31 protein-coding genes are annotated in these 23,186 nt (G+C 39.6%); 21 read left to right on the top strand and 10 right to left on the bottom strand.

What is annotated here, in order from left to right:
* Positions 1–51: 51 nt before the first annotated feature.
* From HPC67_RS14430 to HPC67_RS14400, 7 genes are all read left to right on the top strand, one after another.
* The gene (locus HPC67_RS14430) at positions 52–450 is read left to right on the top strand and encodes a TadE/TadG family type IV pilus assembly protein (RefSeq protein ID WP_217589266.1); all 399 of its coding nucleotides are present in this window, start codon (positions 52–54) and stop codon (positions 448–450) included.
* Positions 447–1,151: a hypothetical protein gene (locus HPC67_RS14425; RefSeq protein ID WP_217589265.1), complete on the top strand. Its 705-nt coding sequence runs from the start codon at positions 447–449 to the stop codon at positions 1,149–1,151. The genes HPC67_RS14430 and HPC67_RS14425 overlap by 4 nt, the downstream gene beginning before the upstream one ends.
* Before the next feature lie 56 nt (positions 1,152–1,207).
* Positions 1,208–1,720: a hypothetical protein gene (locus HPC67_RS14420; RefSeq protein WP_217589263.1), complete on the top strand. Its 513-nt coding sequence runs from the start codon at positions 1,208–1,210 to the stop codon at positions 1,718–1,720.
* 109 nt (positions 1,721–1,829) lie between these two features.
* Positions 1,830–3,092, top strand: a complete 1,263-nt coding sequence (locus HPC67_RS15955) for a Tle-like phospholipase domain-containing protein (RefSeq protein WP_217589261.1) — start codon at positions 1,830–1,832, stop codon at positions 3,090–3,092.
* Between the two features lie 83 nt (positions 3,093–3,175).
* Positions 3,176–4,210, top strand: a complete 1,035-nt coding sequence (locus HPC67_RS14410) for a hypothetical protein (protein WP_217589259.1) — start codon at positions 3,176–3,178, stop codon at positions 4,208–4,210.
* Between the two features lie 54 nt (positions 4,211–4,264).
* On the top strand, positions 4,265–4,570 hold the full coding sequence (locus tag HPC67_RS14405) for a GRAM domain-containing protein (RefSeq protein ID WP_217589252.1): 306 nt from the start codon (positions 4,265–4,267) through the stop codon (positions 4,568–4,570).
* 36 nt (positions 4,571–4,606) lie between these two features.
* The gene (locus tag HPC67_RS14400) at positions 4,607–5,107 is read left to right on the top strand and encodes an RDD family protein (RefSeq protein ID WP_217589244.1); all 501 of its coding nucleotides are present in this window, start codon (positions 4,607–4,609) and stop codon (positions 5,105–5,107) included.
* Positions 5,108–5,194: 87 nt separating this feature from the next.
* Here HPC67_RS14400 and HPC67_RS14395 read toward each other — a convergent pair whose 3' ends face one another.
* Positions 5,195–5,461 carry an SAV0927 family protein gene (locus HPC67_RS14395; protein WP_217589242.1) on the bottom strand — a complete coding sequence of 89 codons (267 nt, stop codon included), beginning with the start codon at positions 5,459–5,461 and terminating at the stop codon, positions 5,195–5,197.
* A 122-nt stretch (positions 5,462–5,583) separates the two neighbouring features.
* Here HPC67_RS14395 and HPC67_RS14390 point away from each other — a divergent pair, with 122 nt between their 5' ends.
* On the top strand, positions 5,584–6,024 hold the full coding sequence (locus HPC67_RS14390) for a DUF86 domain-containing protein (protein WP_217589234.1): 441 nt from the start codon (positions 5,584–5,586) through the stop codon (positions 6,022–6,024).
* A gap of 83 nt (positions 6,025–6,107) precedes the next feature.
* Here HPC67_RS14390 and HPC67_RS14385 read toward each other — a convergent pair whose 3' ends face one another.
* Positions 6,108–6,620, bottom strand: coding sequence for a phosphatidylglycerophosphatase A family protein (locus HPC67_RS14385; RefSeq protein ID WP_217589232.1), 513 nt, complete (start codon positions 6,618–6,620; stop codon positions 6,108–6,110).
* 69 nt (positions 6,621–6,689) lie between these two features.
* On the opposite strand from HPC67_RS14385, the gene HPC67_RS14380 reads away from it, so the two are divergent.
* Entirely contained in the window at positions 6,690–7,661 is a 972-nt protein-coding gene (locus tag HPC67_RS14380; RefSeq protein ID WP_217589230.1) for a protein kinase family protein, read from the top strand.
* 22 nt (positions 7,662–7,683) lie between these two features.
* Positions 7,684–8,649 carry a 2-hydroxyacid dehydrogenase gene (locus HPC67_RS14375; RefSeq protein WP_217589221.1) on the top strand — a complete coding sequence of 322 codons (966 nt, stop codon included), beginning with the start codon at positions 7,684–7,686 and terminating at the stop codon, positions 8,647–8,649.
* 55 nt (positions 8,650–8,704) lie between these two features.
* Here HPC67_RS14375 and HPC67_RS14370 read toward each other — a convergent pair whose 3' ends face one another.
* Positions 8,705–8,929 carry a NifU family protein gene (locus HPC67_RS14370; protein WP_217589218.1) on the bottom strand — a complete coding sequence of 75 codons (225 nt, stop codon included), beginning with the start codon at positions 8,927–8,929 and terminating at the stop codon, positions 8,705–8,707.
* A gap of 202 nt (positions 8,930–9,131) precedes the next feature.
* Between HPC67_RS14370 and HPC67_RS14365 the strand changes: the two genes are divergently transcribed.
* The 3 genes from HPC67_RS14365 to HPC67_RS14355 all read left to right on the top strand — a co-directional run bounded on the left by HPC67_RS14365 (position 9,132) and on the right by HPC67_RS14355 (position 10,687).
* Positions 9,132–9,452 (top strand): YuzD family protein, encoded by a 321-nt coding sequence (locus HPC67_RS14365; RefSeq protein WP_217589216.1) that lies wholly within the window; start codon positions 9,132–9,134, stop codon positions 9,450–9,452.
* Positions 9,453–9,548: 96 nt separating this feature from the next.
* Positions 9,549–9,905: a HesB/IscA family protein gene (locus tag HPC67_RS14360; protein ID WP_217589214.1), complete on the top strand. Its 357-nt coding sequence runs from the start codon at positions 9,549–9,551 to the stop codon at positions 9,903–9,905.
* 74 nt (positions 9,906–9,979) lie between these two features.
* On the top strand, positions 9,980–10,687 hold the full coding sequence (locus HPC67_RS14355) for a Crp/Fnr family transcriptional regulator (RefSeq protein WP_246570148.1): 708 nt from the start codon (positions 9,980–9,982) through the stop codon (positions 10,685–10,687).
* Between the two features lie 75 nt (positions 10,688–10,762).
* Here the strand turns inward: HPC67_RS14355 and HPC67_RS14350 are convergent, their stop codons facing one another.
* Positions 10,763–11,779, bottom strand: coding sequence for an NAD(P)/FAD-dependent oxidoreductase (locus HPC67_RS14350; protein ID WP_246570147.1), 1,017 nt, complete (start codon positions 11,777–11,779; stop codon positions 10,763–10,765).
* Between the two features lie 323 nt (positions 11,780–12,102).
* Between HPC67_RS14350 and HPC67_RS14345 the strand changes: the two genes are divergently transcribed.
* From HPC67_RS14345 to HPC67_RS14335, 3 genes are all read left to right on the top strand, one after another.
* A complete protein-coding gene (locus tag HPC67_RS14345) occupies positions 12,103–13,320 on the top strand; it encodes an NAD(P)/FAD-dependent oxidoreductase (protein WP_217589210.1) in 1,218 nt (405 codons plus the stop codon).
* 99 nt (positions 13,321–13,419) lie between these two features.
* Positions 13,420–13,731 (top strand): YuiB family protein, encoded by a 312-nt coding sequence (locus tag HPC67_RS14340; protein WP_217589201.1) that lies wholly within the window; start codon positions 13,420–13,422, stop codon positions 13,729–13,731.
* A 53-nt stretch (positions 13,732–13,784) separates the two neighbouring features.
* Positions 13,785–14,447 (top strand): 3D domain-containing protein, encoded by a 663-nt coding sequence (locus tag HPC67_RS14335; RefSeq protein WP_425514323.1) that lies wholly within the window; start codon positions 13,785–13,787, stop codon positions 14,445–14,447.
* A 55-nt stretch (positions 14,448–14,502) separates the two neighbouring features.
* On the opposite strand, the gene HPC67_RS14330 is transcribed toward HPC67_RS14335, so the two are convergent.
* The 3 genes from HPC67_RS14330 to deoD form a co-directional block, all read right to left on the bottom strand.
* Complete coding sequence (locus HPC67_RS14330) at positions 14,503–14,976, bottom strand: divergent PAP2 family protein (protein WP_217589197.1); 474 nt, start codon at positions 14,974–14,976, stop codon at positions 14,503–14,505.
* A gap of 160 nt (positions 14,977–15,136) precedes the next feature.
* A complete protein-coding gene (locus HPC67_RS14325; protein ID WP_217589196.1) occupies positions 15,137–15,730 on the bottom strand; it encodes a biotin transporter BioY in 594 nt (197 codons plus the stop codon).
* A gap of 163 nt (positions 15,731–15,893) precedes the next feature.
* Positions 15,894–16,601, bottom strand: a complete 708-nt coding sequence (deoD, locus tag HPC67_RS14320) for a purine-nucleoside phosphorylase (protein ID WP_217589195.1) — start codon at positions 16,599–16,601, stop codon at positions 15,894–15,896.
* 259 nt (positions 16,602–16,860) lie between these two features.
* Between deoD and HPC67_RS14315 the strand changes: the two genes are divergently transcribed.
* The 3 genes from HPC67_RS14315 to HPC67_RS14305 all read left to right on the top strand — a co-directional run bounded on the left by HPC67_RS14315 (position 16,861) and on the right by HPC67_RS14305 (position 18,888).
* Entirely contained in the window at positions 16,861–17,124 is a 264-nt protein-coding gene (locus tag HPC67_RS14315) for a phosphocarrier protein HPr (RefSeq protein ID WP_217589188.1), read from the top strand.
* Positions 17,125–17,199: 75 nt separating this feature from the next.
* Entirely contained in the window at positions 17,200–17,688 is a 489-nt protein-coding gene (locus tag HPC67_RS14310; RefSeq protein WP_217589186.1) for a cation:proton antiporter regulatory subunit, read from the top strand.
* A gap of 6 nt (positions 17,689–17,694) precedes the next feature.
* On the top strand, positions 17,695–18,888 hold the full coding sequence (locus tag HPC67_RS14305) for a cation:proton antiporter (protein ID WP_217589185.1): 1,194 nt from the start codon (positions 17,695–17,697) through the stop codon (positions 18,886–18,888).
* A 22-nt stretch (positions 18,889–18,910) separates the two neighbouring features.
* Here HPC67_RS14305 and kapB read toward each other — a convergent pair whose 3' ends face one another.
* On the bottom strand, positions 18,911–19,309 hold the full coding sequence (kapB, locus tag HPC67_RS14300) for a kinase-associated lipoprotein KapB (RefSeq protein WP_217589176.1): 399 nt from the start codon (positions 19,307–19,309) through the stop codon (positions 18,911–18,913).
* Positions 19,310–19,405: 96 nt separating this feature from the next.
* Here kapB and HPC67_RS14295 point away from each other — a divergent pair, with 96 nt between their 5' ends.
* Together HPC67_RS14295 and HPC67_RS14290 are read left to right on the top strand one after the other, a co-directional pair.
* Positions 19,406–19,633 carry a hypothetical protein gene (locus tag HPC67_RS14295; RefSeq protein ID WP_217589175.1) on the top strand — a complete coding sequence of 76 codons (228 nt, stop codon included), beginning with the start codon at positions 19,406–19,408 and terminating at the stop codon, positions 19,631–19,633.
* 84 nt (positions 19,634–19,717) lie between these two features.
* The gene (locus HPC67_RS14290) at positions 19,718–20,293 is read left to right on the top strand and encodes a superoxide dismutase family protein (RefSeq protein ID WP_217589172.1); all 576 of its coding nucleotides are present in this window, start codon (positions 19,718–19,720) and stop codon (positions 20,291–20,293) included.
* Between the two features lie 51 nt (positions 20,294–20,344).
* Here HPC67_RS14290 and HPC67_RS14285 read toward each other — a convergent pair whose 3' ends face one another.
* Both HPC67_RS14285 and HPC67_RS14280 read right to left on the bottom strand, forming a co-directional pair.
* Positions 20,345–21,517, bottom strand: a complete 1,173-nt coding sequence (locus tag HPC67_RS14285; RefSeq protein ID WP_217589170.1) for a MalY/PatB family protein — start codon at positions 21,515–21,517, stop codon at positions 20,345–20,347.
* Between the two features lie 188 nt (positions 21,518–21,705).
* Positions 21,706–23,052, bottom strand: a complete 1,347-nt coding sequence (locus tag HPC67_RS14280; RefSeq protein WP_217589162.1) for a glucose-6-phosphate isomerase — start codon at positions 23,050–23,052, stop codon at positions 21,706–21,708.
* Positions 23,053–23,186: the final 134 nt, after the last annotated feature.

Genomic DNA, 23,186 nt, shown 5'->3' with positions numbered 1-23,186 from the left:
CTTAAAAATCATGACATGCGTCAATAATGATTTTGAGAAGAAGGGAGGCGGATGAAGGTGATAAATGATTTTAAGGAAAATGAAGATGGTAGTGCGACCATTGAATTTCTTGGCATTGTACCAATCGTTCTTATAATTCTCATGGTTGTCGTTCAATTTGTTGTTGGCATTCACGGTGTGATTGTTGCTCAGTCAGCGGTTAATGAATATGCCAGTGTCTATGCCGTAACAGGGGATACGGCTGATGCAGACGCAACAGCTCAAAAAATCCTCGACACAGCTAGCTATGTGTCAGGGAATCTATCTGTATCTAATACTGGAGGGAAAAATTTCACTGCGGATATAAATGTAAATATTAGTTTAATATTTTTCCCTGAAAAATTACGAGAGAATCATATTATACCGAACATATCCTATACAACCTCGACTTCCGGGAGGGTGATCGAATGATTCAGGATCTTAAAAAAAGACTTGTCAAAGAAGACGGCAATACGATGTTGTTTGTAATGGGGGCCTTGGGGCTGTTAATGATTCTGTTCGTATTCGTATTCAATATGGGAGCGGCTTTTGTAACAAAGGAACAATCGGCTTCAACAGCAAGGCAGGCGAGCTTGGCAGCGACAAGTGCGTTCTATGATGAATTAAGACATGCGCTTTCTGGTGAAGAAATTAAGTACGGGGAATCAGATGAAAATGATAGTGTAGATGAAGAGGATTCCGGTGAAGGGGAATCAAGTGAAGAAACATGGAATTTTGACGAGGAATTACAGAAGGCAAGAGAAAGCACCCCAATTGGTAGCCTAAGTCCGAATGAATGGGAGATTGAAATATTAGAACGTGTGATAACGGCTGCATTACACACCCCTTTGTTAGGTGAAATAGTAGAAGAGCATTTAAAGAGTAATATTTCGCATCAAAATGTTGTAGAAGCAGCTAGAACGGCTGTTGTAGCGAATGGTGGTGAGCTTGATGGAGCCGTTTTGAAAATAGATGAGAATCGCTTTAAAGTAAATGCTGCTAATGAATTTCAATCAACCTCCTATGATGGCTTTTTTGAAGGAATTAAACAAAAGCTATATAGAGGTTCAGCAGGGCCAAGGGTTAATCTCATTGAAGATCTGTGGACGGGTCATTCAAGCTACGACTTATAGTGTTTATAAGTAGATTTCAACAGGAAATTGGATAATAAAAAGGGAGAGATATAATTTTGAAAAAAATACTAGCAATCATAGGTTCCACATTAATGGTAGGTTTACTTTCAGCTTGCGGTGCGTCTGAGCAAGCTAAGGAGTTAGCTGATTATCATAACAGCTATGTAGAAACTGTTAATAATCTTGCAAATCAAGTAGATGTTGAACTGGGGAATTCTTATAATGTCGAAACGCCAGAAGAAACAGTGGAGCTTCAAAGAGAATACGTTATGCCGCTTGTGAAAGAAATAACTGACTATATTGAAGCCCAGGATCCGCAAACCGATATCGTTAAGGAATTACATAACATGCGTCTTACACAATTAGCCGCATGGTCAGAAGCTTTAGAATTACATCATGAGGCTTTGCAAAAAACAGTCGAGGGTGCTTCGGAAGATGAAATCAACCAGCTTGTTGCCGATTCGGATGAAAAAATGACCGAAGCGATCAAAAAGGCGCAGGAAGCAGACGAACGGATGGTCGAATTGGCTGAGGAGCATGGTGTTGAATTGACTAAAGAAGAAGGTTAATTGACCTCTAAAAAAGTGCACCAATCGCGAAGGGTGCACTTTTTTAGAGGTAATTAAGACGGAATTTTCATGATACATTAAATGTAAAAATATGAGGGTGATTAACTTGGTGTATCGTTATATACAAAAATCTGTTTTGATTTTGTTTACACTTGGTATAATGTTTCAGATTGCGTGGACGCCCAGTGTCGAGGCAGTTGAACCATGGAAGGGTAACTCATGGAAAGGGGAATCATGGGAAGGCACCCCATGGGACGCAAGTGATTTTATTTGGGAGGGTGTTCCTTGGGAAGGAAGTGACAGTCAACATGAGGGAACACACACACAAGGAGCAGAGGTAAGTGAGGTTGAAGACAGAAAACTGAACAATGATATAGAAGAGCTATGTCTTCCAGATCCAACTAACGATGATTGTGATGAAAATGATGCCCTTCATAAAGTAACTGATGAAAAAGTAGACGAAGCGATTGATCTCTATTTGAAGGAACATCCGTATATGCTTTTACCTGATTCTCCTTTTTTTCGTGAGCAACGAAAAGAGCAGATTGAACGTTTAAAACAACAATATAAAACGTTAACAGATAGACCACATGGAACAGTTGGAGAGATAAATATAGCTGATAATATTATAGCAAATATTGCCTTTTCCGCGTATAGCGATAACCATTTAGGTGGCTCTAAAAAAGATACTGACCGAATGTTGGATGAGCATGGCTGGAAAGAGAAACATAATATTTTTGACGGATCTGGATTTCATGCTAGAACGTACGAAAATAAAGAAGATCATACGATTGTTGTTGCTTTTGGGGGAACAGAAATGGAGCTAAAAGACTATGCTTCAGATGCGGCTATTGCTTTTGGGTATAATATGGAGCAATATGATGAAGCCATAGATTATGTAGATGATATGATGAAACGCTATCCTGATCATAAAATTGTCGTTACCGGACATTCACTTGGTGGTGCTCTGGCACAGTATACGTCTATTAACACACAGATACCGGCTGTTACGTTTAATAGCCCTGGTATAAAGACGCGAGATTATGGTTTTTGGGAGCATCCGTTGTCTATTTGGATGAGCAATAACGCAATGGAGCCGTTGACGATGCATTTGAATCAAAATGGATTTTTGAATAACCTTATTGAAAATCATGTTATGGAGAATGATGAAATCGGTACATATCATATTCACGCAGGAAAAACGTATGTGTATTCAGGTGACGGACTGTCATCGGTACATGATGATTACAGTGAAGAAGCTCATAAGCGTGATACATTATTCGGTAAAGTAACTAGAATGATTAAGGATATAGTCGATGGCGTTCCGAATCATGGTATGGGTAATTTTTTCGACATTATGATTGTGTGTTAACTTAATCTCTTCATACAATTATTCATCAGAGGTAGCTGTCTTTTAACTCTATTTTAGAGATTGATTTTGAAGGAGTGGCATAGATGGTACGTGTCATATTGGCGGGAATATGTTCACTTATATTCCCTGGTATAGGACAGATATATAATCGGCAATGGGCAAAGGGTATCACCTTTGTTGTCGTTGAGATGGGAATACATTATATGGCGCCTTCGTATGTGTGGCTAGTAATTATTTTCCGGTTGATCTGGCTTTATAGTGTTATAGATGCATCATTTATTGCTTATCGTGTTCACAAAGAAAAGTATGTTCATCCAGTATACAGTGGCAGACGGGCTATGGTTGTTGTTGGGATATCAATGCTTATTATTCTTCCTATAGCAATACTCCCGACTATACTCCCTAATATTACCCATTTCATTTTAGCGACAGGATCACACGATGAAGGTGGATCAGTAGAGCAACTAGAAGAAGAAAAACAGTTATATAAGTCTTATTTAGAGGAAACGTATAACGAAACATTTAATTTAGGAGAAGAAAGCTATAGCGCCAATTATGGCCATTATCTCATTGAAGCATCGCCAGTTTCAGATCCAGAGGTTGTTTTTGGTGTACATCAGGATTTGAATGATAACTTTAAGGATTACTACATCGATGAACACTGGTCTCGAGATGCCCATGAGGAATTGACACCATTGATCGAAAATCTGTTTAAGGACATTTGGATCTACGATGTAGAGGTTTCCGTTAGAGCTGGTAGGAAAGAAGAGGTTATAGATGAAAATGTAACCGTTCCAACTTTTTCAGAAGCGCGCTTGAATCATCCAACCGTCTATTATTATTGGGTAGAGATTTTTGTGTTTCAAGATTTCGTTGAGGATCAAGAACTAGATAAATTGTTTGATATGATGACCTATTTTCAAGACGAGAATATTCATGTGACAAGTTTTGAAGTGAACTACTATGATGAACAGCTTAAAGAAGAAGAAGGTAATGATATAGAGCCATCTCATCAAAATATGGACTATGCTACACACTTTCTCTCGATAGGTGAAAAAGAGGTTAAGAACATAGCAAAACCTGAAGACATTAAGCAATTTATCATCAACTTAGAATAAACGTACACCTGTTTTTGGTAAGGATCTGCCGTAAAAATAAAGGAGTGAAATATTATGGAGTGGAACAAAGGGGAGCAAGAGCATCTTAAGACAGGAGCAAACTTAAAGCGAGGGCTTGAAATGGTAGGTGGTAGACTGTATGTAACAAACGAACGTCTATATTTCAAACCACATTCGATTAATATTCAGAAAGATGATTTAGACATTCTCCTCGATCAGATTCGTATGATCGAAAAGTCAAAGTCAATGGGTTTCATATCCAACGCCATGACTGTCACAACAGCAGAGGGTATTGCTCACAAGTTTGTTGTCGCGAAAAGGGATAAGGTTATTGACTGTATCCAATCCGTAAAGGCGTAACGGACCGGCTAACAGCTTTAAACAGGGAGGGAAGTGTTGGCGATTACAGTTTATAGAGCGTTTAAGCAGGAAGAGGAAACGGTCCCGGCTGGATTCTGGTTAAGGTTGGCGGCGTGGGTTATTGATGCGAGTATCGTCTCTTTTTGTCTTTATTTTGTTAAAATAGTGCCCTATGGCGCAGTTGCTATCACAACGTTATTATTTTCAGATCGACCTGCTGAGGCGTATGCCATAAACTATTGGGTTATTCAAACATCTATCATCATCATCATTTTTTGGTTGTACTACTCTGTGCTAGAAAGTAGTCTTCTGCAAGCAACGATAGGCAAGAATCTCGTTAAACTAAAGGTTGTTGGCGAATTTGAAGAAAGAATTGCCTTTAGCAAAGCGAGTGGAAAGTTTTTCTTGAATATCCTTTCACTTTTATGTCTAGGGATTGGACAAGCGTTCGCACTTTTTACCAAGGACAAGCAAACATTAATCGATCGGCTGCTTGATTATCGAGTCGTCAGGCACTATGAAGTAGAGGAAACTTAAAAATATAATTTGTCTAGGCTTAGATAAATAAAAAGGCCTCCAGTGTCCCGCGCGTTATTCGGCACCTCTGAAGGCCTTTAATGGTGTCTATAGAACGTCTTTTAAAAACGCACACAGTTCATCGGCTTCCATTCCCGACACTTGAAATAGATGTGCAATATCTCTTTGTTCCACGTCACTTTGATCGAGGATGGCGTACCGATTTTTTGATAAATCAATGACGATACTCTTTGCCATATCTTCAGCATACGGCATAAAAGCAAAGTCATATCGTTTGTAGTTTCCCATGACACTGACATAACGAACGTCTTTGGAAATGGTTTTATCTTGGATGAGATCGAAGGATTGGTCCATGTTAAAAGTGCCCCCTTTTTTATGATCCGTTTTGTTCACTATACCACTATTTGCTCTAATAATCATACTGTTTATGTTAAAATATAGTATGTGTATGATGCAACAATAATGGAGGGGACATCATGTATTTTGTAGAACGAAAAAAAATTGACGACCTGCTGGAATACATTGATTCATTGCTCGTATTATTCGACAGAGGCAAGGCATTTGAAACGGAAATTGATCAGCTAGCTTTGGAGCGGCTGACACAAATGCTCATTGAGTCTATGCTCGATGTTGGTAATATGATGATTGATGGCTTTATAATGCGTGATCCTGGTAGTTATCATGACATCATTCATATTATGGTTGATGAAGGTGTCTTACCAGAGGCAGACAAAGACGGCTATATCGCTGTAATTGATCTACGTAAAATGGTCGTTCAAGATTATGTAACGATTGATCATGAACTCATTTTTCAAGTTTTGGCGAAATATAGACAGAGGTTAGGAACGTTTAGTACATATATTAAGACGTATTTGAATAATGAGCTAGGTGTGGCTAACGCATTTACGAAAACGTGAAAACGGAGCTGTGCTGCTTTATTAAAAAACTATAAAAACCGGAGCTGACCTCGAATGGTCCTGCCCCGGTTTTTCTAATGGGCTTAGTCATCAATAAGTGCATCGTCTGCTGTTGCGTGGGCCAAACGACTTGATGCCGCTGCAGCTATAGCGCCGACGATGTCATCTAGGAACGTATGACATTCTCCGGTTGATTTATCATTCAGTCGCTTTAAAATACCTGGCTTCTGTTTATCGATATATCCATAATTTGTAAAGCCAATTGAGCCATAGACGTTAACAATTGAAAAGGCGATCACTTCATCAATGCCGTATAAACTTTCATCGACGCCGATGGTTTCTTGAAGCGGGCTATCCAGCTTGCCTTCTTCGGCCAACCTGTCGAGTTGAATCCCTGTCAAAATCGCATTTTGCACTTCACGTTTAGTTAAAACCCGATCAACGTTGTACAGACATTCCTCCATTTTTAAATCTTCATGATAATTAGCTTGTAAATAATATACAAGTTCAGCGATGTCATTAAGGCTGACACCTCTTTCTTCTAACCATTGTCGCGCTTTTGCCTCTAGGTTACTTTGCTGTGTGTTTTCATTCATGTTTCAGCACCTCTTCTTTCTTGATTCGTTTAGTCATATATATTACTAAAATCTTGAGGAGGGATCTTGGTGCAAGATTTGCTTATGAATTACTATGGTGTATCTGTTACACATACCGTTAGAATATCCGGTCGTGATGTGTTAACGGACGGTGAATATATCTATCTTATCATTCCATCCGACAACAAGGAAGCAATCTATCTGGAACAGGCGGTACTTTCACATTTTTTATTTGATCAAGGATGGTCATCTATTGCCCGTTTCATGCAAAACATCCATGGTGAGTGGTTCACGTTATACAAAGATAGACGATATGTCGTCATTTATGCCGTTCAATCATCACCAAGAAATTACCGTTCGCCAGGTTACGCGCTTGCTCAATTCCATCAAATAGGAGCGACTTACGACTATGAACCAAATCACATCTCAAGCTATGGCGTTTGGAAACAATTATGGATGAATAAGCTTGATTTGTATGAGCAAATCATGGATCAGGTTGCAGCAGAAGATGGGTCTACTTATATGAATGTCCTGCTTGACCATCTGCCATACATTGTTGGAATGAGCGAAAATGCGATTCAATATATTCAGGAAAGTGAGGACGAATTACGAATGAATGACTTTGATCGTGGAACAATTGCCTTTCAACGTTATACAGGTCAAATTGATGCAGGCATTATTTGGCCTTATGAACTTGTATATGATCACGGAACGAGAGATTTGGCTGAGATTGTGAGACAGTACTTGTTATTTGATCATCAGGGTGAACATCGCGCTCGTCAGTTTTTAACAGACTATCAATCCATTCGCCCATTATCTATATTGGCATGGCGCAGCTTATATGCGAGACTGTTAATGCCAATGCATATATTAGATGTGATAGGTGAAGGATTTAAAGTGGAGGACCGAACTGACATTTCCGACCAGTTGACATCTCTTCTAGAAAATCAGACGGCATACGAAGAAAAACTTGGTCGCTTTTTTTCGGAATTTGGGTGTGCTGGTCGTTCATTTGATTTGCCTGTGGTAAACTGGTTATAAAAGGTATATTGGAGGCACAGCTATGACAAAACCAAACATTTACATTACACGACGTATACCAGAAGAAATTATGGAGCCATACAAAGCGCATTTTAACATCAGCATGTGGCGTGAAGCGAATGTACCTGTTTCGCGAGACATTCTACTAGACAATTGTAAACATGCAGATGCATTAATTTGTATGCTGTCAGATCGTATCGATGCGGAATTGATTGAGCAAAGTCCAAAATTACGTGTGATTGCAAATAATGCAGTAGGCTATGACAATATTGATTTGCAATCAGCTGCAGAAAAAGACATCATCGTAACAAATACACCAGATGTGTTGACAGAAACGACAGCTGATTTAACGTTTGCTTTATTAATGGCAACGGCACGTCGGATTGTTGAGGCTAGTGAATTTATAAAAGCTGATCAGTGGCGTAATTGGGGACCATTTTTATTAGCTGGTCAGGACATCCATCATAAAACGATTGGAATTGTCGGTATGGGACGGATTGGTGAGGCTGTAGCAAGACGTGCAAAAGGCTTCGGGATGACCATTCAATATCATAACCGCACGCGTAAAGAAGTGGCAGAGCAAGAGCTCGGTGCTGCGTATGTTTCCTTTTCAGAGTTACTGGAAACATCTGATTATGTCGTTGCACTTTTACCACTTAATAAACAATCAGAACAGCTCTTTGATGAGGCTGCTTTTGCCAAGATGAAGTCATCGGCTATATTCATTAATGCATCTCGTGGACGAACCGTTGATGAAGCAGCTCTATATGAAGCGTTGAAAAATAAAACAATTCATGCAGCTGGTTTGGACGTGTTTGAAAGTGAGCCAATACGATCTGACCATCCATTACTCAGTCTCGATAATGTTGTGTGTATACCACATATCGGTTCAGCTAGCCATGAGACGCGTTGGGAAATGCTTAACCTATGCTTTGATAATGTTAAGGGCGTTTTCCAGGGGGAAGGTCCATTGACACAAGTAAAGTAAAGACACATCAAAAACCAGACGCTCGCAAAGAACGTCTGGTTATTTTAATGTCTGATTAGAATACTTGTTCAATTTCAGTTACGCCAGGAACCTCTGCCATTAGTGCGCGTTCAATTCCTGCTTTTAATGTAATTGTAGAACTTGGGCAATTGCCACATGCGCCCATCAACCGGAGAAGTACGATACCGTCTTCATCAACGTCAACAAGCTCAACATCGCCACCATCACGAAGTAAAAATGGACGTAATTTATTCAACACTTCTTGTACTTGTTCTTTCATCACTGATCTCTCCTTTCCACTATCTATATTATAAGCTGTATCGCCTGAAAAATCTATGTCTAATTGAGAACACTAATCAATTGGTTGCTTTTATTTTAACTTTAAATGATTCTTTTGTAAAATGAAACTAACTATTGAATTTTTTGATGAAGTGGGAGGACGATCCGGTAAACGGAATTAAATATAAAGGGGATATATAATCGTGAACAATGTATTGATTACTGTATATGGAAGAGATCAAATATGTGCAAGCTGTGTCGGCGCACCTGGGTCAAAGGACACATATGAGTGGCTTCAGGCTGCCATTGGTCGAAAGTATGAAGATCGTAACATTGCTTATGAGTATGTCGATATTGATGAGCCACAAGCTAATGAGGAACACCAACAATTTGTTGACCGTATTATTGAAGAGGATTTATTTTATCCAATTGTATGTGTGAACGAGGATATGGTTGGAGAGGGGATACCAAGGTTGAAAACGGTTTATAAAGCGTTGGATGAGCTTGGGGTTGTTCAGAAATAGCTTTACAATTAATAAGCTGGTAAGTTTAAATGATTGAATGGTTATAGGGCTCATTGTATACTTAAATGATAAGCGAATAAGAGGAGGTTGGTGCATATGACGATCACATTAACAGATCGGGCGCGAGATCAAGTTCTAGAAATGATGAAGGAAGAAGAGGCTGGCGTGCGCTTAAGGTTCGGCATTCAAGGTGGAGGTTGTAGCGGATTGTCGTATACCCTCGGCTTTGATTACGATGTGAACGAAGAGTTGGATATGATTGACGACATCAACGGAATTCCTGTCGTGATCTTTAAACAGGATATACCGATTATAGAAGGTACAACGATAGATTTTAAACAAAACATGATGGGTGGCGGATTTGCAATTGATAATCCGAACGCCATTGTATCATGTGGCTGTGGGTCATCCTTTAAAGCAAAGGAATATGAGGGTACGCCCGAAAAGTGCTAAAAGCCTTTCAGTTTGCATAACAACCGGTACATATGACGTGTACCGGTTTTGTTATATGGAAGAGGTGAAAAAAGTTGAAGAAAAATGGTAAAGATGTTCAGCCAGCATGTGTGAGTCAGCTCTGTGTGACAAAAGTTCCTTTTTTTAACCATTTGGAGACAGACGACATGCTCAAAATCGTGAAATTGAGTAGACACAAGCATTATAGCAAGGGGGACATCATTCACCAGGCTGGTGACACGCTCGATTACTTGCATATTGTTCATAAAGGGCGTGTAAAGATCTATTATTTATATGAATCAGGTAAAGAACAATTGATCCGTATTCTTGAACCAGGCGAGTTTATGGGAGAATTAGCATTGTTTACTCAAAAAGTTGTTGACAGCTATGCGGAAGCAATGACGACGACGGACATTTGCACCATTCATCGCCATGATATTCAAAATTTGATGCAGGATCATCCGTCTATTGCTATGAAGATTCTTGAACAGTTCAGTGACCGCTTAGATCAAACTGAGAAGCTTGTTGGACAGTTAAGTGTTAAAGACGCTGAAGCGCGAACAGCACATTATTTAGTTGAACAGGCGATGCTGCAAAATAGAATGGCACTCAGATTACCAATGAGCAAGAAAGAGCTTGCGTCACATTTAGGAACAACGCAAGAGACGATTAGTCGACGGCTGGCGCAATTTCAGACAAATGGCTGGATTTTACAAAACGGACAACGAGACATTGAAATCAAAAATTTGCCTGCCTTGAAAGAAGCTGCCTCGATGCCTTAAGAGGTGTTTATGGAATAAAAAAATCTGCATCCCCCTTAATCAAGGTGATGCAGAAATTTAATATGCATGTACGTATTAAAACATGCTCGTTGAATGCTTCGGCTGAACCCGTGCTTTCGGATCAATGTACTGTTTGGCATTATTAACAGCTGTTGGGCCTTCGCCAAATCCAGTTGCAATGAGCTTTATTTTTCCAGGATATGTCGTAATATCACCGGCGGCATATATACCAGGTATATTCGTTTCCATCTTTGTATTAACGACGATGCTGTTTTTTTCGATGTCTAGTCCCCAGTCTTTGATTGGTCCAAGTGATGAGATAAAACCATAATTGCAAAGAACAGAATCAACATCTAATGTAATGGTATCATCACCTTTTACTTGTTCAAGAGTGATTTGTTCAATTTGATCATCCCCATTGATCGCAATTGGGACATATGGCGTTAGAATGTTCACTGTGGACGCTTTAAGTTGAGCGACACTGCTTTCGTGTGCTCTGAACTCATCACGGCGGTGGATGAGTGTGACGGTTTTAGCAATTGGCTCTAGCATCAAAGCCCAGTCGACTGCTGAATCGCCCCCACCAAGCAGGGCAACATGCTGATCTTTATAATAATTCATATCTTTAACATGATAGTGAAGATTGGTGTCTTCAAATCGATCACAGCCATCAATTTTAAGCCGTCTTGGTTGAAAGGCCCCGTTACCAGCTGTAATAATAATCGTTCTTGTATAATGCTTTTCTCCTGTATTTGATGTCAGCACGAATGTGCCATCATCACGTTTTTCAACATGATCGATTGCTTGTCCTAATACAATGTCTGGGTTGAAAAGACTAAGCTGTTCTTCTAAATTGTCCACGAGCTGTTGGGCTCTAATTTTTGGAAATCCAGCAACATCATATATATATTTCTCAGGATACAAGGCAGTTAATTGTCCCCCTGTATGAGGTAAGCTTTCAATAATTTTAACACTTGCATCACGCATACCGCCATAAAAGGCAGTAAATAACCCGGCAGGACCTGCTCCGAGAATTGTAATATCAACTAATTTATCAGTCACGAATGACCCCCCTTTTTTTGAAATGAGCATACCATGTTAATATTACCATATTGATGTTGAAACTTGCACAGCATTCGGTTTAAACATCATAGATAGCTTAAATATGTAACTAATTTTTACAAAAACTTAATAAAGGGTTGCAACCTTGCCCAGGACAAGCTAATATTATCAATGGAAAATGTATTACGGTTCTATTACAATCAAGTGAACATTTTTCGACATGTAGCCATGTTCGTTCATTTGCACTTTGTACCAAAACGGGTCGCTCATAGATCAATACGTTTTATTACGTGAACGATCTCACATGGATAGAGCCGAACACATATAAAAAAAGACAGATAGGTGATGAGACAGTGAAGAATCCAAACATCGTAATTTTGGGTGCAGGCTATGGGGGAATCATGACGACTGTCAAGCTGCAAAAGGCGCTAGGTGTTAATGAAGCCACAATTACATTGGTCAACAAAAATGACTATCACTACCAAGCGACTTGGCTACATGAGAATGCTGCTGGCACACGTCATCATGACGATACACGTATCCCAATTCGGGATGTCGTCAATTTCAGCAAAGTAAAATTCGTGCAGGACTCGGTTGTTTCGATTAATCCTGACAAAAAGAAAGTACAGCTCGCTTATGGAGAATTGGATTACGACATTCTCGTTGTTGGACTAGGTTTTGAGGCAGCGACCTTTGGCATACCTGGTTTAGAAGAGCATGCATTTATGATTAATAATATTAACAGTGCACGTTTATTGCGTGATCACTTAGAATATACGTTTGCGAAGTATCATAATGAAGCAGACCATCACGAAGGCCGTTTAAACATCGTTGTAGGTGGCGGTGGTTTTACGGGTATTGAATTTGTTGGTGAACTAGCAAACCGCGTTCCTAAATTATGCCGTGAGTATGACATTGACCCAGCTCAAGTTCGTATTATAAACGTTGAAGGTGCACCATCTATTATGCCAGGTTTTGATCCACAATTAGCTGAATACGCGATGAATTCATTAGAAGCTCGTGGTGTTGAATTCATAACTGGTGCGATGCTTAAAAAGTGTGAAGCAGATAAGATTGTCTATGAAAAAGACGGTGTTCAAGAAGAAGTACCAACGTTAACAACTGTATGGGCAGCTGGCGTTAAGGCTAACAGCATTGTTGAAAACTCTGGCTTTACAACAAACAGAGGTAAGGTTGAAGTACGCGACGATATGCGTGCACCAGATTATGACGATGTATTTGTTGTTGGCGATTGTGCATTAATTATGGATGAATCAACGGGTAGACCATATCCGCCAACAGCTCAAATTGCCATTCAAGAAGCAGAGCTTATTGCAAAAAATATTAAAGCAATGGTTCGCGGAGAAGAGATGGAACCGTTTGAGCCAGATTTAAAGGGAACAGTTGCATCTCTTGGTCACAACGATGCGATCGGTGTTATATTTGACAATACAAAGATTTTTGGATGGAAAGCGACGGTCATGAAAAAAGTGATTGATAATCGTTACCTCTTTAAACTAGGTGGAATTGGTTTATTGTTGAAAAAAGGTAAGTTTAACATTTTTTATTAAGTCGTATGAATAGAAAAGCAAAGGCATAAGTTACTTGCCTTTGCTTTTTTCGGTTCGTGATATAAAATATAGGGTGGATAAGCGGGAGGGGGAATATTGATGATACAGGCATTTGTAGAGGTTTTATTGTTTTTTATTATGTTCTTTGGGCTGGCATTTATTTTTAATATGCTCCTAAGACGTACGTGGTTGATGTCGTTTTTGTACATCTTCATCATTATTATGATGATTGATGGAATTTCAACATTTACATACGTTACAAGTCCTAAATCCGCGTTTAGTGCAGCATGGGAGAGGCTAAGCGGTATTGGAACTTTTGACTATATTGTGTTTTTATCAGGTCTTATCGGTACGATTGTATCAGGTATAGTCATTAAACGTCTCAGAAAAAGCGGTTATCAAATGTTTTAAATGAATAAAAATGTATCTTTATGGAGATGATGACATCCAGAGAGGTGTTATCATTGAAATTAATACATGTGTTCAAACATTGTGCGATAACGATGTTATTCTTTGCTGCGTTATATTCAACCTTTACTTTTGTGACGAATATGACAGCATCAGACGTCCGGACGTTGATTCATTCACGTGAGCCTATTGCTGTGTCAACTGTTCAATCATATAAAGATAGAAAAATAGCATTAGCTTTAAAAGATATGCCCAATTTGGAACGAGAAGATGGAGCAGACGAACCACTCTCATTAGAGGATACACTTGATTTATCTAAATATCCGAGTAGAAAAGTCGTCGCAACGGGCTATACGGCAGGTGTTGAATCCACAGGAAAGACACCTGATCATCCACAATATGGGATTACCTATTCGGGAATAAAGGTGAAGCGCGATCTCTATTCTACAATTGCGGCTGATTTAAACATCTATCCTTTAGGAACGATTTTATTCATTCCTGAATACGGCTATGGCGTTGTTGCAGATAAAGGCGGTGCGATCACGGGCAATAAAATCGACCTCTATTACCCTACTGTAGAAGACGTTTATTCCGAATGGGGTAAAAAAGAAGTTGACGTCTATGTTATTAAAATGGGTGATGGACAACTAACGGAAGAAGACCTGATTCAGCTGAATGAAAAAGAAGCATTGCAGGTCTTTAGAGAGGAACATTATTAACCATAAAAAAACGAGCGATTCCATATGGGCTCACCATATCGGAAACGCTCGTTTTTTAATAAAAGTTGTAAAGTACAAGGGCAATTACAATACCAGTTACACTGCCAAAGAATACTTCAATGGGTTGATGGCCAAGGAGCTCTTTTAACTCTTTGCGCTTTTCATAATCGGCCTTTCTTTGCCAATCTTTAGCTTCACCAACAAAGTATTGAAAGTCTTTAATGAGCTGGTTTAGCAATATTGCATGCTCTCCGGCTTGCCGTCTGACTCCAGATGCGTCAAACATAATGATAATACTAAATACACAAGACACAGCAAATATCGTGCTCGTTACCCCATCGATTAAGCCGATGCCTGTTGTCAGTGCCGATACAGCTGCAGAATGACTACTCGGCATTCCACCAGTACTAAAAGCAAGATTCGGTTTGAACTCACGTGTGACAGCAAAGCGAATCGGTATTTTTACCACTTGAGCAAAGATAATCGCGGCCAAGGCTGCGATTAATGGAAAGTTGAATAACACATTCATTCGTTTGGCAACGTCCTTTCTATGATGCTTTATTTACGACTTTTGATAGGATCAGTTTAGCACAATTAAGTAATAAAGCATAATAGCAGTTGTTAGTGTTGTCACTTTCCTAATTGAATAATACACGTATTCACTGTCAGCATATGAAAAGACACAAGCATTAATGTGTGTGAATTTGCATCCAATGGGCTGGCATTCTAGCTGTGATTTGCACCATAAACACAGCAGCCAAAAGTGCCATGGCACCATCCTTAATGATGAATGGGATCATGCTTCCCCATGCCAATCCGTAAGAAATATTGATTTCAAGCCAATTGTTCATTGCCAGATACATAAAATTAACGCCAATGCCATAATTAATAATAAGTCCGATGATCGCTGCGAATATATAAATGCCTAAAGACGATGTTTTACTTTTTTCTGCGATCCACCCAACGGCCGTTGCAACTAAGATAAATGACAAAATAAATCCGCCAGTTGGTGTGAGGAGCTGCATTGGCCCAGCTTGTAAGCCTGCAAATACAGGTACTCCAGCAACCCCAATTAGGACGTAGGCCATCATAGCCATAAATGCGCGTCGTCTACCTAGCATGAGTCCAGTCAGTATTGCGAAGAATGTTTGTAGAGATAAAGGCACACTCGCTCCACCTATCGGAATGGCGAGTATTGGAAACCAAGCTGTAATATTTGCGCCAATAGCCATTAAGCAGACGAATACAGCTCCAAACGTGAGATCAATTGCTTTAAATTTCATTTTAATTCCCCTTTCTATCTCTATATTTAAAATGATTCAGAGGACATTGTCAACCACCAAAAATAAATGGTTAACAATCGTGTGGTTTAGATGAAAAAAAACATAAAAAATAGGCTATCCCAATTGTTGATTGGAACAGCCTCATTTTTTTATACATGGTGGTTTATTTAATAATCGTATCTAGCGCGATTTCCATCATGTCGTTGAAGGTTGTTTGTCTTTCTTCTGCAGTCGTTTCTTCACCTGTTAAAATATGGTCAGAAACAGTGAGAATTGATAATGCTTGGCGGTTAAACTTGGCAGCCAGTGTATACAAGGCCGTTGTTTCCATTTCAACAGCAAGTACTTTATAGGCAGCGAGAAGTTCATTGACTTCTTTAGCATTATCCCGATAGAATGTGTCACTTGTAAACACATTACCGACTTGTGCGTTTAAGCCTTTTTCATTGCTGACGTCGTAAGCCTTTTTGAGTAGATCAAAGTCAGCGAGTGGTGCATAATCAATGCCGCCAAATGTCATTCTGTTCACTTGTGAATCTGTTGTTGAGCCTTGGGCGAGAATGACGTCACGTACTTTAATATCTTTTTGAATGGCACCACAGCTACCAACACGGATTAATTTTTTAACGTCGTAACTTTGAATGAGTTCATTAACGTAAATTGAGATAGAAGGAACACCCATACCTGTTCCTTGTACAGAAACACGCTCACCTTTATACGTTCCAGTAAATCCATACATACCTCGAACATCATTGTATTGAACAACGTTATCTAAAAATTGATCTGCGATAAATTTTGCCCGTAAAGGGTCCCCCGGCAAAAGGATTTTATCTGCAATTTCACCTTGTTTTGCACCAATATGTACACTCATTTTTATGCTCCCTTCAAGGTATATAATGTTATCAAATAAACGTTATCATATCCCAACAAGAAAAACAAATAACAGACAGCCATAAAGTTTGTGGGTATAATCTGCCCTACGAAAATTTAACGCCATGTTTCATCGCTTATTTGTTTCATCGGGACTATATTTGTATTATAATATAGATGGACGTTATTATAGTAAAAAACCGCTTTAGATCAATAAGAAAAACGATTACATACTACTAGAGGAAGGATGAAGGATAAACATGAAAGAACAAACATTCACAATTACTGCAGAAACAGGTGTGCATGCTCGTCCAGCGACATTGTTAGTCAATAAAGCAGGGCAGTACCAATCAGAGGTTGAGATCGCATACAATGGAAGAACAGTTAACTTAAAGTCAATCATGGGTGTGATGTCACTCGGTATCCCTAAAGGGGCTGAAGTGAAGGTTACGGTTGACGGCAATGATGAAGAAGATGCCATGCAAGGTGTTGCTGAAATCATTAAGGAACATTTAGGAGAATAACCTATTAAAAGCCGGAGGATCCAAGCTCTGGCTTTTGTTTTTTAATTTTTGAATGATGACTGACGAGGTGAAGGTATGAAGATTTCTGTTTCTAAACTACCTGGTATTGGACAAAAGATTACGTTTAAAGCAGCTGAGGGCAGTATGCTGGTAATTGTTGTTCATCACACGGGTAAAAGAGAGCTTTATTTTTTTGAAAGTGCTGATCAGGATGAAGCTGATTTTGTTATGGACCTTAATCCGGATGAAACACGAGAGCTGGCGGCCCAACTACTAGGAGCCACGTATCAGCCAGCGGACATTGATAAGATTCGCATGTTCAAAAAGCAAATTATCGTAGACTATATGAAAATAAAAGAAACGTCTCCACTTGTTTATAAAACGATTGAGGAATCAGATATACGAAACCATACAGGTGCAACGATTATCGGTATCGTTGACGGTGATGATGTTATTGCGATTCCAGAAGTCGATACGACATTAAAGCCAGGTGATGTTGTAATGGCTGTTGGAAAAGATGAGCAAATATCGGCTCTATCCAAATTATGTAAGGGTGAAGGATGATGCGTATTGCTCGATAATTTGCCAACGTTACTTGATGCTGGACTCATTTTAATCGGGATATTTATACTTGGGTTTATCGCTTTGAAAGTTAAAATACCGAGTGTCATTTTATATATATTATTTGGTATTTCTTTAATTGGACTACTGGACCATAATCAACTCCTTCATTTTTCAAGTGAAGTAGCAATTGTCCTCTTGTTCTTTTTATTAGGGCTAGAATTCAGTACAAAACGACTCGGTGATATTGCGAAAAAGATTTGGCCCTCCGGCTTGCTCGACGTTGCATTGAGTTTCGGGGTTACGATGCTTATTGCGTTTGCCTTTGGAATGGATTTTATGACTGCTTTTTTAATCGGTGGTATTGCTTATGCAACGAGCTCGTCCATTACGGCTAAATTGTTAGATGATAAAGGACGTATGGCGAATACTGAAACAGAATTCATGCTTGGATTACTGATTTTTGAAGACTTAGTCGCACCAATAGCGGTTGCAATTATGATTGCTTTAAATACAGGAGATGCATTTTCTACATTGGATTTAGTTGTTTTACTCGGGAAAATTGCTGCACTTGCCTTAGTTGCAATTGTTCTTGGGAAAACAGTGTTTCGACATTTTGAAGACTTTCTAGATAAGCTAGAAGAAGATGACTTAAAAATTGCCTTGCTGGTCGGAATTGCTATTTCGTATGGCGGGTTAGCAGTGTTTTTAGGATTATCCGAAGTGCTAGGTGCATTTTTAGCAGGCGTCATGCTGGCGGAAATCCGCAAGATTGAATTAATCGAGGGTGTCGTAAGTCCTGTTAGAGACCTTTTGCTTCCCACGTTTTTTGTTTACTTCGGAACGACCATTAATTTAGGGGCGGGCATCCCATTACCTCTTTTACTCGTGGTTGTTATTATTTGGTCTGTAATTGCTAAAATTCTTGTCGGTACGATCGGAGGAAGATGGTACGGCTTGTCTCCCCGTGTCGCATTTCGAGCAGGCCTGTCTTTATGTGCCAGAGGAGAATTCTCTGTCGTTATAGCGAGTATTGCGACAGGTGCGATAAAAGTTTTTTCTGGTATATATGTTGTGCTAGCAGCTTTTATCGGAATGATATTGTTTAATATGGCACCGGCAATTACGACAAAACTATACGGCAAGCCTGTGCAGAAGAAAAAGCGCATTAAAGTTCCTTCTGCACAAGATATAGATGTATAATGTCATATGAATATGGCACGTGTTATTGGTTGTAAATTTTTTGATAGCTATGTGTTTCGAGATTGGCGAGTGTCTCCAATGCTTTTCGGTTGAATGGCGTATCCTTGTCCGTAAGCTTCTCTCTTAGCTTTGTGACAGATTCCTTTAACGATGCGCCATAAGCGGGAATTTCATCGTGAAATGGATGGACAGCCGCTTTTTTGACATTCATTTTTTCATAATGTGCCAATGCTTTGCGTTCATGGAAAAATACACCATCTAATTTCCCGTAATTATGAATATCACCTTGCAATGGATGCTTTATAACTGCGAGGACTTCAATTAAATACTGTTCACCACGATCCTCAACAATTTTGCCTATGTATGTGCCTGATCTATAATGTGCGCGTACCGTATCTCCAGTTTGAAATGTATGTGTCATGAATACCCCTCCTTGTTCATATTGTGCCAGAAACCTGCTTGTTTGGCTAATTAACTGCAGTTTGCTATACTGGGTTGTGGAAGGACGTGATGATTTATGATGGAGTTTTTATATTTTCCTGAAGACAAGTCCGAATATATTTCGGCATTTATTTCGCTTACAATCTTCATGCTTGGTGCCGTCGCAGCAATGTACTTTTTTTATAAAAAATCAAGAAAAGATGAACAAGCATTTAATGATCAGTATGAACAGCAGTTAAAACAGCATCATGATCATAGCCCAGAAGACGATACAACATTACATGGAAAATCGCATCGAAGCTGACCGTTCTAGGTTAGTTTCGTTTTTTTATTTGTGTATATTAAATGGTTAAGGTGTTAAACATATCAACGAAAGGAAGTATGCGATATGCGTGTATGCTTTTTGCTCTTGATACTTGTATTAGCTGCCTGCCAGCAACAAGAAAAAACGACCCGAACGATCGATATGTACAATGCATCTGGTGATATGATTGGGACGGCAAAATTATCAGAGGCCCCTGAAGGTGTTAATGTAAAGCTTAAGTTAGAAGGCTTAACGCCCGGATTTCATGGCATCCACGTACATGAATATCCTAAATGTGAAGCGCCCGACTTTACGAGTGCTGGGAATCACTTCGATCCGGAAGGAAAAGAACATGGTCTTATGCATCCAGATGGCCCTCATCTAGGAGATTTACCTAATATCGAAGCAGACGGAGGCGGTCTTGTCGATGCAGATTTATTACTGGCAGGTGCAACACTATTAGATGGTAAAAAATCAATATTACGAGGAGAAGGGACGTCCCTAGTTATTCAAGAGCGTGCTGATGATGGTATGAGTCAACCAGGTGGAGATGGCGGCCCTAGAATAGCCTGTGGCACAATAAAAGCCGATGAAGATGCAACTGATAAAGAGTCACCGACAGATCCGACTGAGTTTAACGAAAAACAGGAAGAAGGCTAAAACCATAACAAGAGGTGGCACATACATAGCGCCACCTTTTGTTTGATTCAATTACAGGCTATTAACAGCTTTGATAATTCGATTAACGCCTTCTTCTAAAAGTTGATGTGGACAGGCAATATTAATTCTCATGAATTGTTCGCCTTCTTCGCCATACGCGGAGCCTTGGTTTAAGCCAACCTTAGCTTCCTTAACCAAAAAGTCATTCAAGGCGTCACCCGACATGTTGAGTGCGCTGAAATCAATCCATAATAAGTATGTACCTTCTGGATCAAGGACCGTTAATCTGTTGTTTGTTTCTTCTTCTAGTCGCTTGATCGTATAAGATTTATGATCTTGCAGTAATTGCATGAGATCCTCTAACCAGCTTTCCCCATACTTATAAGCTGCTTCAATGGCGATGTTCCCCATTGTATTGAGCATTTTAAGCCCTTGCCTTTGAAAAGCTTCATCAAGCTTCTGTCGTTTGTCCTCATTCTCTGTGATCATATATGACGCTTGTAAGCCAGCTAAATTAAAGGTTTTTGACGGTGACATACATGTGATGGTTTGCTGTGAAATGTCATGTGACAATGACGCTAATGGAATGTGTTTAAAACCAGGATAGACAAGGTCACAATGAATTTCATCAGCAATCATTAATACATCATGTTCAAGACAGAGCTGTGCCATTTTTAATAGTTCGTCTTTTCGCCATACACGTCCGACAGGATTATGCGGTGAGCATAAAATAAAAGCCTTGATACCTTGCTTTAACTTGGCTTCAAAGTCGTCAAAATCAATTGTGTAGTAGCCATCCTCTTTTATGAGAGGGTTTTTGACCACTTGTCTGTCATGTTGTTGAATGACGTTATAAAAGGGTGGATAAACAGGTGTTTGAATTAATATGCCATCGCCGGGCTCTGTAAAAGTCTGAACAGCAAGATGCAGACTTGTAACAACACCAGGACTGAATGTTAATGTGTCAGGGTGAATCGCCCAATTATGCCTCGTTTTAATCCAATTAACGATCGCACCTCTTACATCGTCATCAATGCACGTATAACCATATATTCCGTGTTCAACACGTTCTTTTAGTGCATCATTAACGGCTTGGGGTGCTCTGAAATCCATATCTGCAACCCACATTGGAAGGACATCTTCTGATTGAAATATCGTTTCTAGCGTGTCCCATTTGACCGAGCGTGTTTGTTTTCGATCATAATGTTGTTCAAACTTTCCCATATGCAAACCCCCATTTCAAATTATGTATATTATAACGAACTGTGCTTCAATTCGCCATACGCATCGGGGTAATTAGACAAAAAAAGACAAAGCGTTTAAACGCTTTGTCTACAGGGGGAATACGAGAAAGTCTTACGTTAGTAGTATTACCCCTGCTTTGTAAATATAAACATGGAAAAAGTCGATTATTATAATCTTTTTTCCAAGGCTGCTTTTTCGTCTTCATAGCCTGGCTTTCCAAGCAAGGCAAACATGTTACGCTTGTATGCTTCAACCCCTGGCTGATCAAATGGGTTAACACCAAGGAGATAGCCACTCATTGCACACGCTTTTTCGAAAAAGTAGACGAGATAACCAAATGAATAAGCATCAAGTGCGGGAATATCTACAGTTAAGTTTGGAACGCCACCGTCTGTATGGGCGAGCAGTGTTCCTTGAAATGCTTTGTCATTAATATCGTGAATGAGACTTCCAGCGAGATAATTTAGTCCATCTGTATCCGTGTCAGTTGCTTCAAGTGTTAAATCATGACGTGACGTTTTCACCCGAAGAACTGTTTCAAATAAGTCACGACGTCCTTCTTGTATATATTGTCCCATTGAATGGAGGTCAGTCGAGAGATTAGCGGATGCTGGGAAAATACCCTTATGATCCTTGCCTTCACTCTCTCCGAATAATTGTTTCCACCATTCGGCAAAATACTGTAGATGCGGCTCATAGTTGACGAGCATTTCTATCGTTTTTCCTTTGCTGTACAATATTTGTCTCATAGCGGCATATTGATAAGCTGGGTTTAATTCTAATGCTGGTTCATCGAGGTCATTCATAGCCTCTTTTGCACCATTCATCATCTCTTTAATAGAAATACCTGCTGCTGCAATTGGAAGTAGACCTACAGGCGTTAACACTGAGTATCGACCGCCAACGTCGTCAGGGATGATAAATGTTTCATAGTTCTCAGCATCAGCAACAGACTTTAGTGCTCCTTTTTCTTTGTCAGTTGTGGCGTAAATGCGTTTAGCTGCTTCTTCTTTACCATATTTATCTTCAAGATATTTTTTGAAAATCCGGAAAGCAATCGCTGGTTCAGTTGTTGTTCCACTTTTAGAGATGACGTTAATTGAAACATCTTTATCTTTAATGATATCAAAAACGTCTTTCATGTAGGTCGCGCTCATATGATGGCCGACGAAGATAATTTGTGGTGCTTGGCGTTGCTCAGCTGCTAAAAGATTGTGGAACGAGTGGCCAAGCATATCAATTGCGGCGCGGGCACCTAAGTATGATCCACCAATGCCGATAACAAGCAGAACATCAGAGTCAGTTCTTATTTTTTCGGCACACGCTTCAATGCGCGCAAATTCTTTACGGTCGTATTTTGCAGGAAGCTCGACCCAGCCAAGAAAGTCTTGACCTTGCCCTGTCTTTTGATGAATCATGTTATGAGCTGTGTTAACGAAGGGGGCCATGTTTTTGAGTTCGTCTTCGCTAAAAAAAGGTTGTGCCGTGCTATGTGTAAATGTAATGTGAGTCATAGTCAACCTCCTAAAGGAAATATAAATCGATATCATAAGACACAATTTTACTTTAGCGGAAGTAGATGGTGAAAGCAAGGAAGGCAATTTGTACAATAAAAAAAGCTGTCTACAATGTGACTAATTGTAGACAG

It is taken from the genome of Lentibacillus saliphilus (assembly GCF_019093865.1).
GTDB classification, from domain to species: Bacteria; Bacillota; Bacilli; order Bacillales; family Amphibacillaceae; genus Lentibacillus_B; species Lentibacillus_B saliphilus.
Note: the sequence above shows the minus strand (reverse complement) of the source record. Positions and strands in the feature narration are given on the sequence as shown.

Excerpts from the sequence above, each read along its gene's own strand:
- HPC67_RS14430 (WP_217589266.1), top strand. The coding sequence starts at position 52 with ATGAAGGTGATAAATGATTTTAAGGAAAATGAAGATGGTAGTGCGACC.
- HPC67_RS14425 (WP_217589265.1), top strand. The coding sequence starts at position 447 with ATGATTCAGGATCTTAAAAAAAGACTTGTCAAAGAAGACGGCAATACG.
- HPC67_RS14410 (WP_217589259.1), top strand. The coding sequence starts at position 3,176 with ATGGTACGTGTCATATTGGCGGGAATATGTTCACTTATATTCCCTGGT.
- HPC67_RS14405 (WP_217589252.1), top strand. The coding sequence starts at position 4,265 with ATGGAGTGGAACAAAGGGGAGCAAGAGCATCTTAAGACAGGAGCAAAC.
- HPC67_RS14395 (WP_217589242.1), bottom strand. The coding sequence starts at position 5,461 with ATGGACCAATCCTTCGATCTCATCCAAGATAAAACCATTTCCAAAGAC.
- HPC67_RS14390 (WP_217589234.1), top strand. The coding sequence starts at position 5,584 with ATGTATTTTGTAGAACGAAAAAAAATTGACGACCTGCTGGAATACATT.
- HPC67_RS14385 (WP_217589232.1), bottom strand. The coding sequence starts at position 6,620 with ATGAATGAAAACACACAGCAAAGTAACCTAGAGGCAAAAGCGCGACAA.
- HPC67_RS14375 (WP_217589221.1), top strand. The coding sequence starts at position 7,684 with ATGACAAAACCAAACATTTACATTACACGACGTATACCAGAAGAAATT.
- HPC67_RS14370 (WP_217589218.1), bottom strand. The coding sequence starts at position 8,929 with ATGAAAGAACAAGTACAAGAAGTGTTGAATAAATTACGTCCATTTTTA.
- HPC67_RS14360 (WP_217589214.1), top strand. The coding sequence starts at position 9,549 with ATGACGATCACATTAACAGATCGGGCGCGAGATCAAGTTCTAGAAATG.
- HPC67_RS14350 (WP_246570147.1), bottom strand. The coding sequence starts at position 11,779 with ATGCTCATTTCAAAAAAAGGGGGGTCATTCGTGACTGATAAATTAGTT.
- HPC67_RS14340 (WP_217589201.1), top strand. The coding sequence starts at position 13,420 with ATGATACAGGCATTTGTAGAGGTTTTATTGTTTTTTATTATGTTCTTT.
- HPC67_RS14330 (WP_217589197.1), bottom strand. The coding sequence starts at position 14,976 with ATGAATGTGTTATTCAACTTTCCATTAATCGCAGCCTTGGCCGCGATT.
- HPC67_RS14325 (WP_217589196.1), bottom strand. The coding sequence starts at position 15,730 with ATGAAATTTAAAGCAATTGATCTCACGTTTGGAGCTGTATTCGTCTGC.
- deoD (WP_217589195.1), bottom strand. The coding sequence starts at position 16,601 with ATGAGTGTACATATTGGTGCAAAACAAGGTGAAATTGCAGATAAAATC.
- HPC67_RS14315 (WP_217589188.1), top strand. The coding sequence starts at position 16,861 with ATGAAAGAACAAACATTCACAATTACTGCAGAAACAGGTGTGCATGCT.
- HPC67_RS14310 (WP_217589186.1), top strand. The coding sequence starts at position 17,200 with ATGAAGATTTCTGTTTCTAAACTACCTGGTATTGGACAAAAGATTACG.
- kapB (WP_217589176.1), bottom strand. The coding sequence starts at position 19,309 with ATGACACATACATTTCAAACTGGAGATACGGTACGCGCACATTATAGA.
- HPC67_RS14295 (WP_217589175.1), top strand. The coding sequence starts at position 19,406 with ATGATGGAGTTTTTATATTTTCCTGAAGACAAGTCCGAATATATTTCG.
- HPC67_RS14290 (WP_217589172.1), top strand. The coding sequence starts at position 19,718 with ATGCGTGTATGCTTTTTGCTCTTGATACTTGTATTAGCTGCCTGCCAG.
- HPC67_RS14285 (WP_217589170.1), bottom strand. The coding sequence starts at position 21,517 with ATGGGAAAGTTTGAACAACATTATGATCGAAAACAAACACGCTCGGTC.
- HPC67_RS14280 (WP_217589162.1), bottom strand. The coding sequence starts at position 23,052 with ATGACTCACATTACATTTACACATAGCACGGCACAACCTTTTTTTAGC.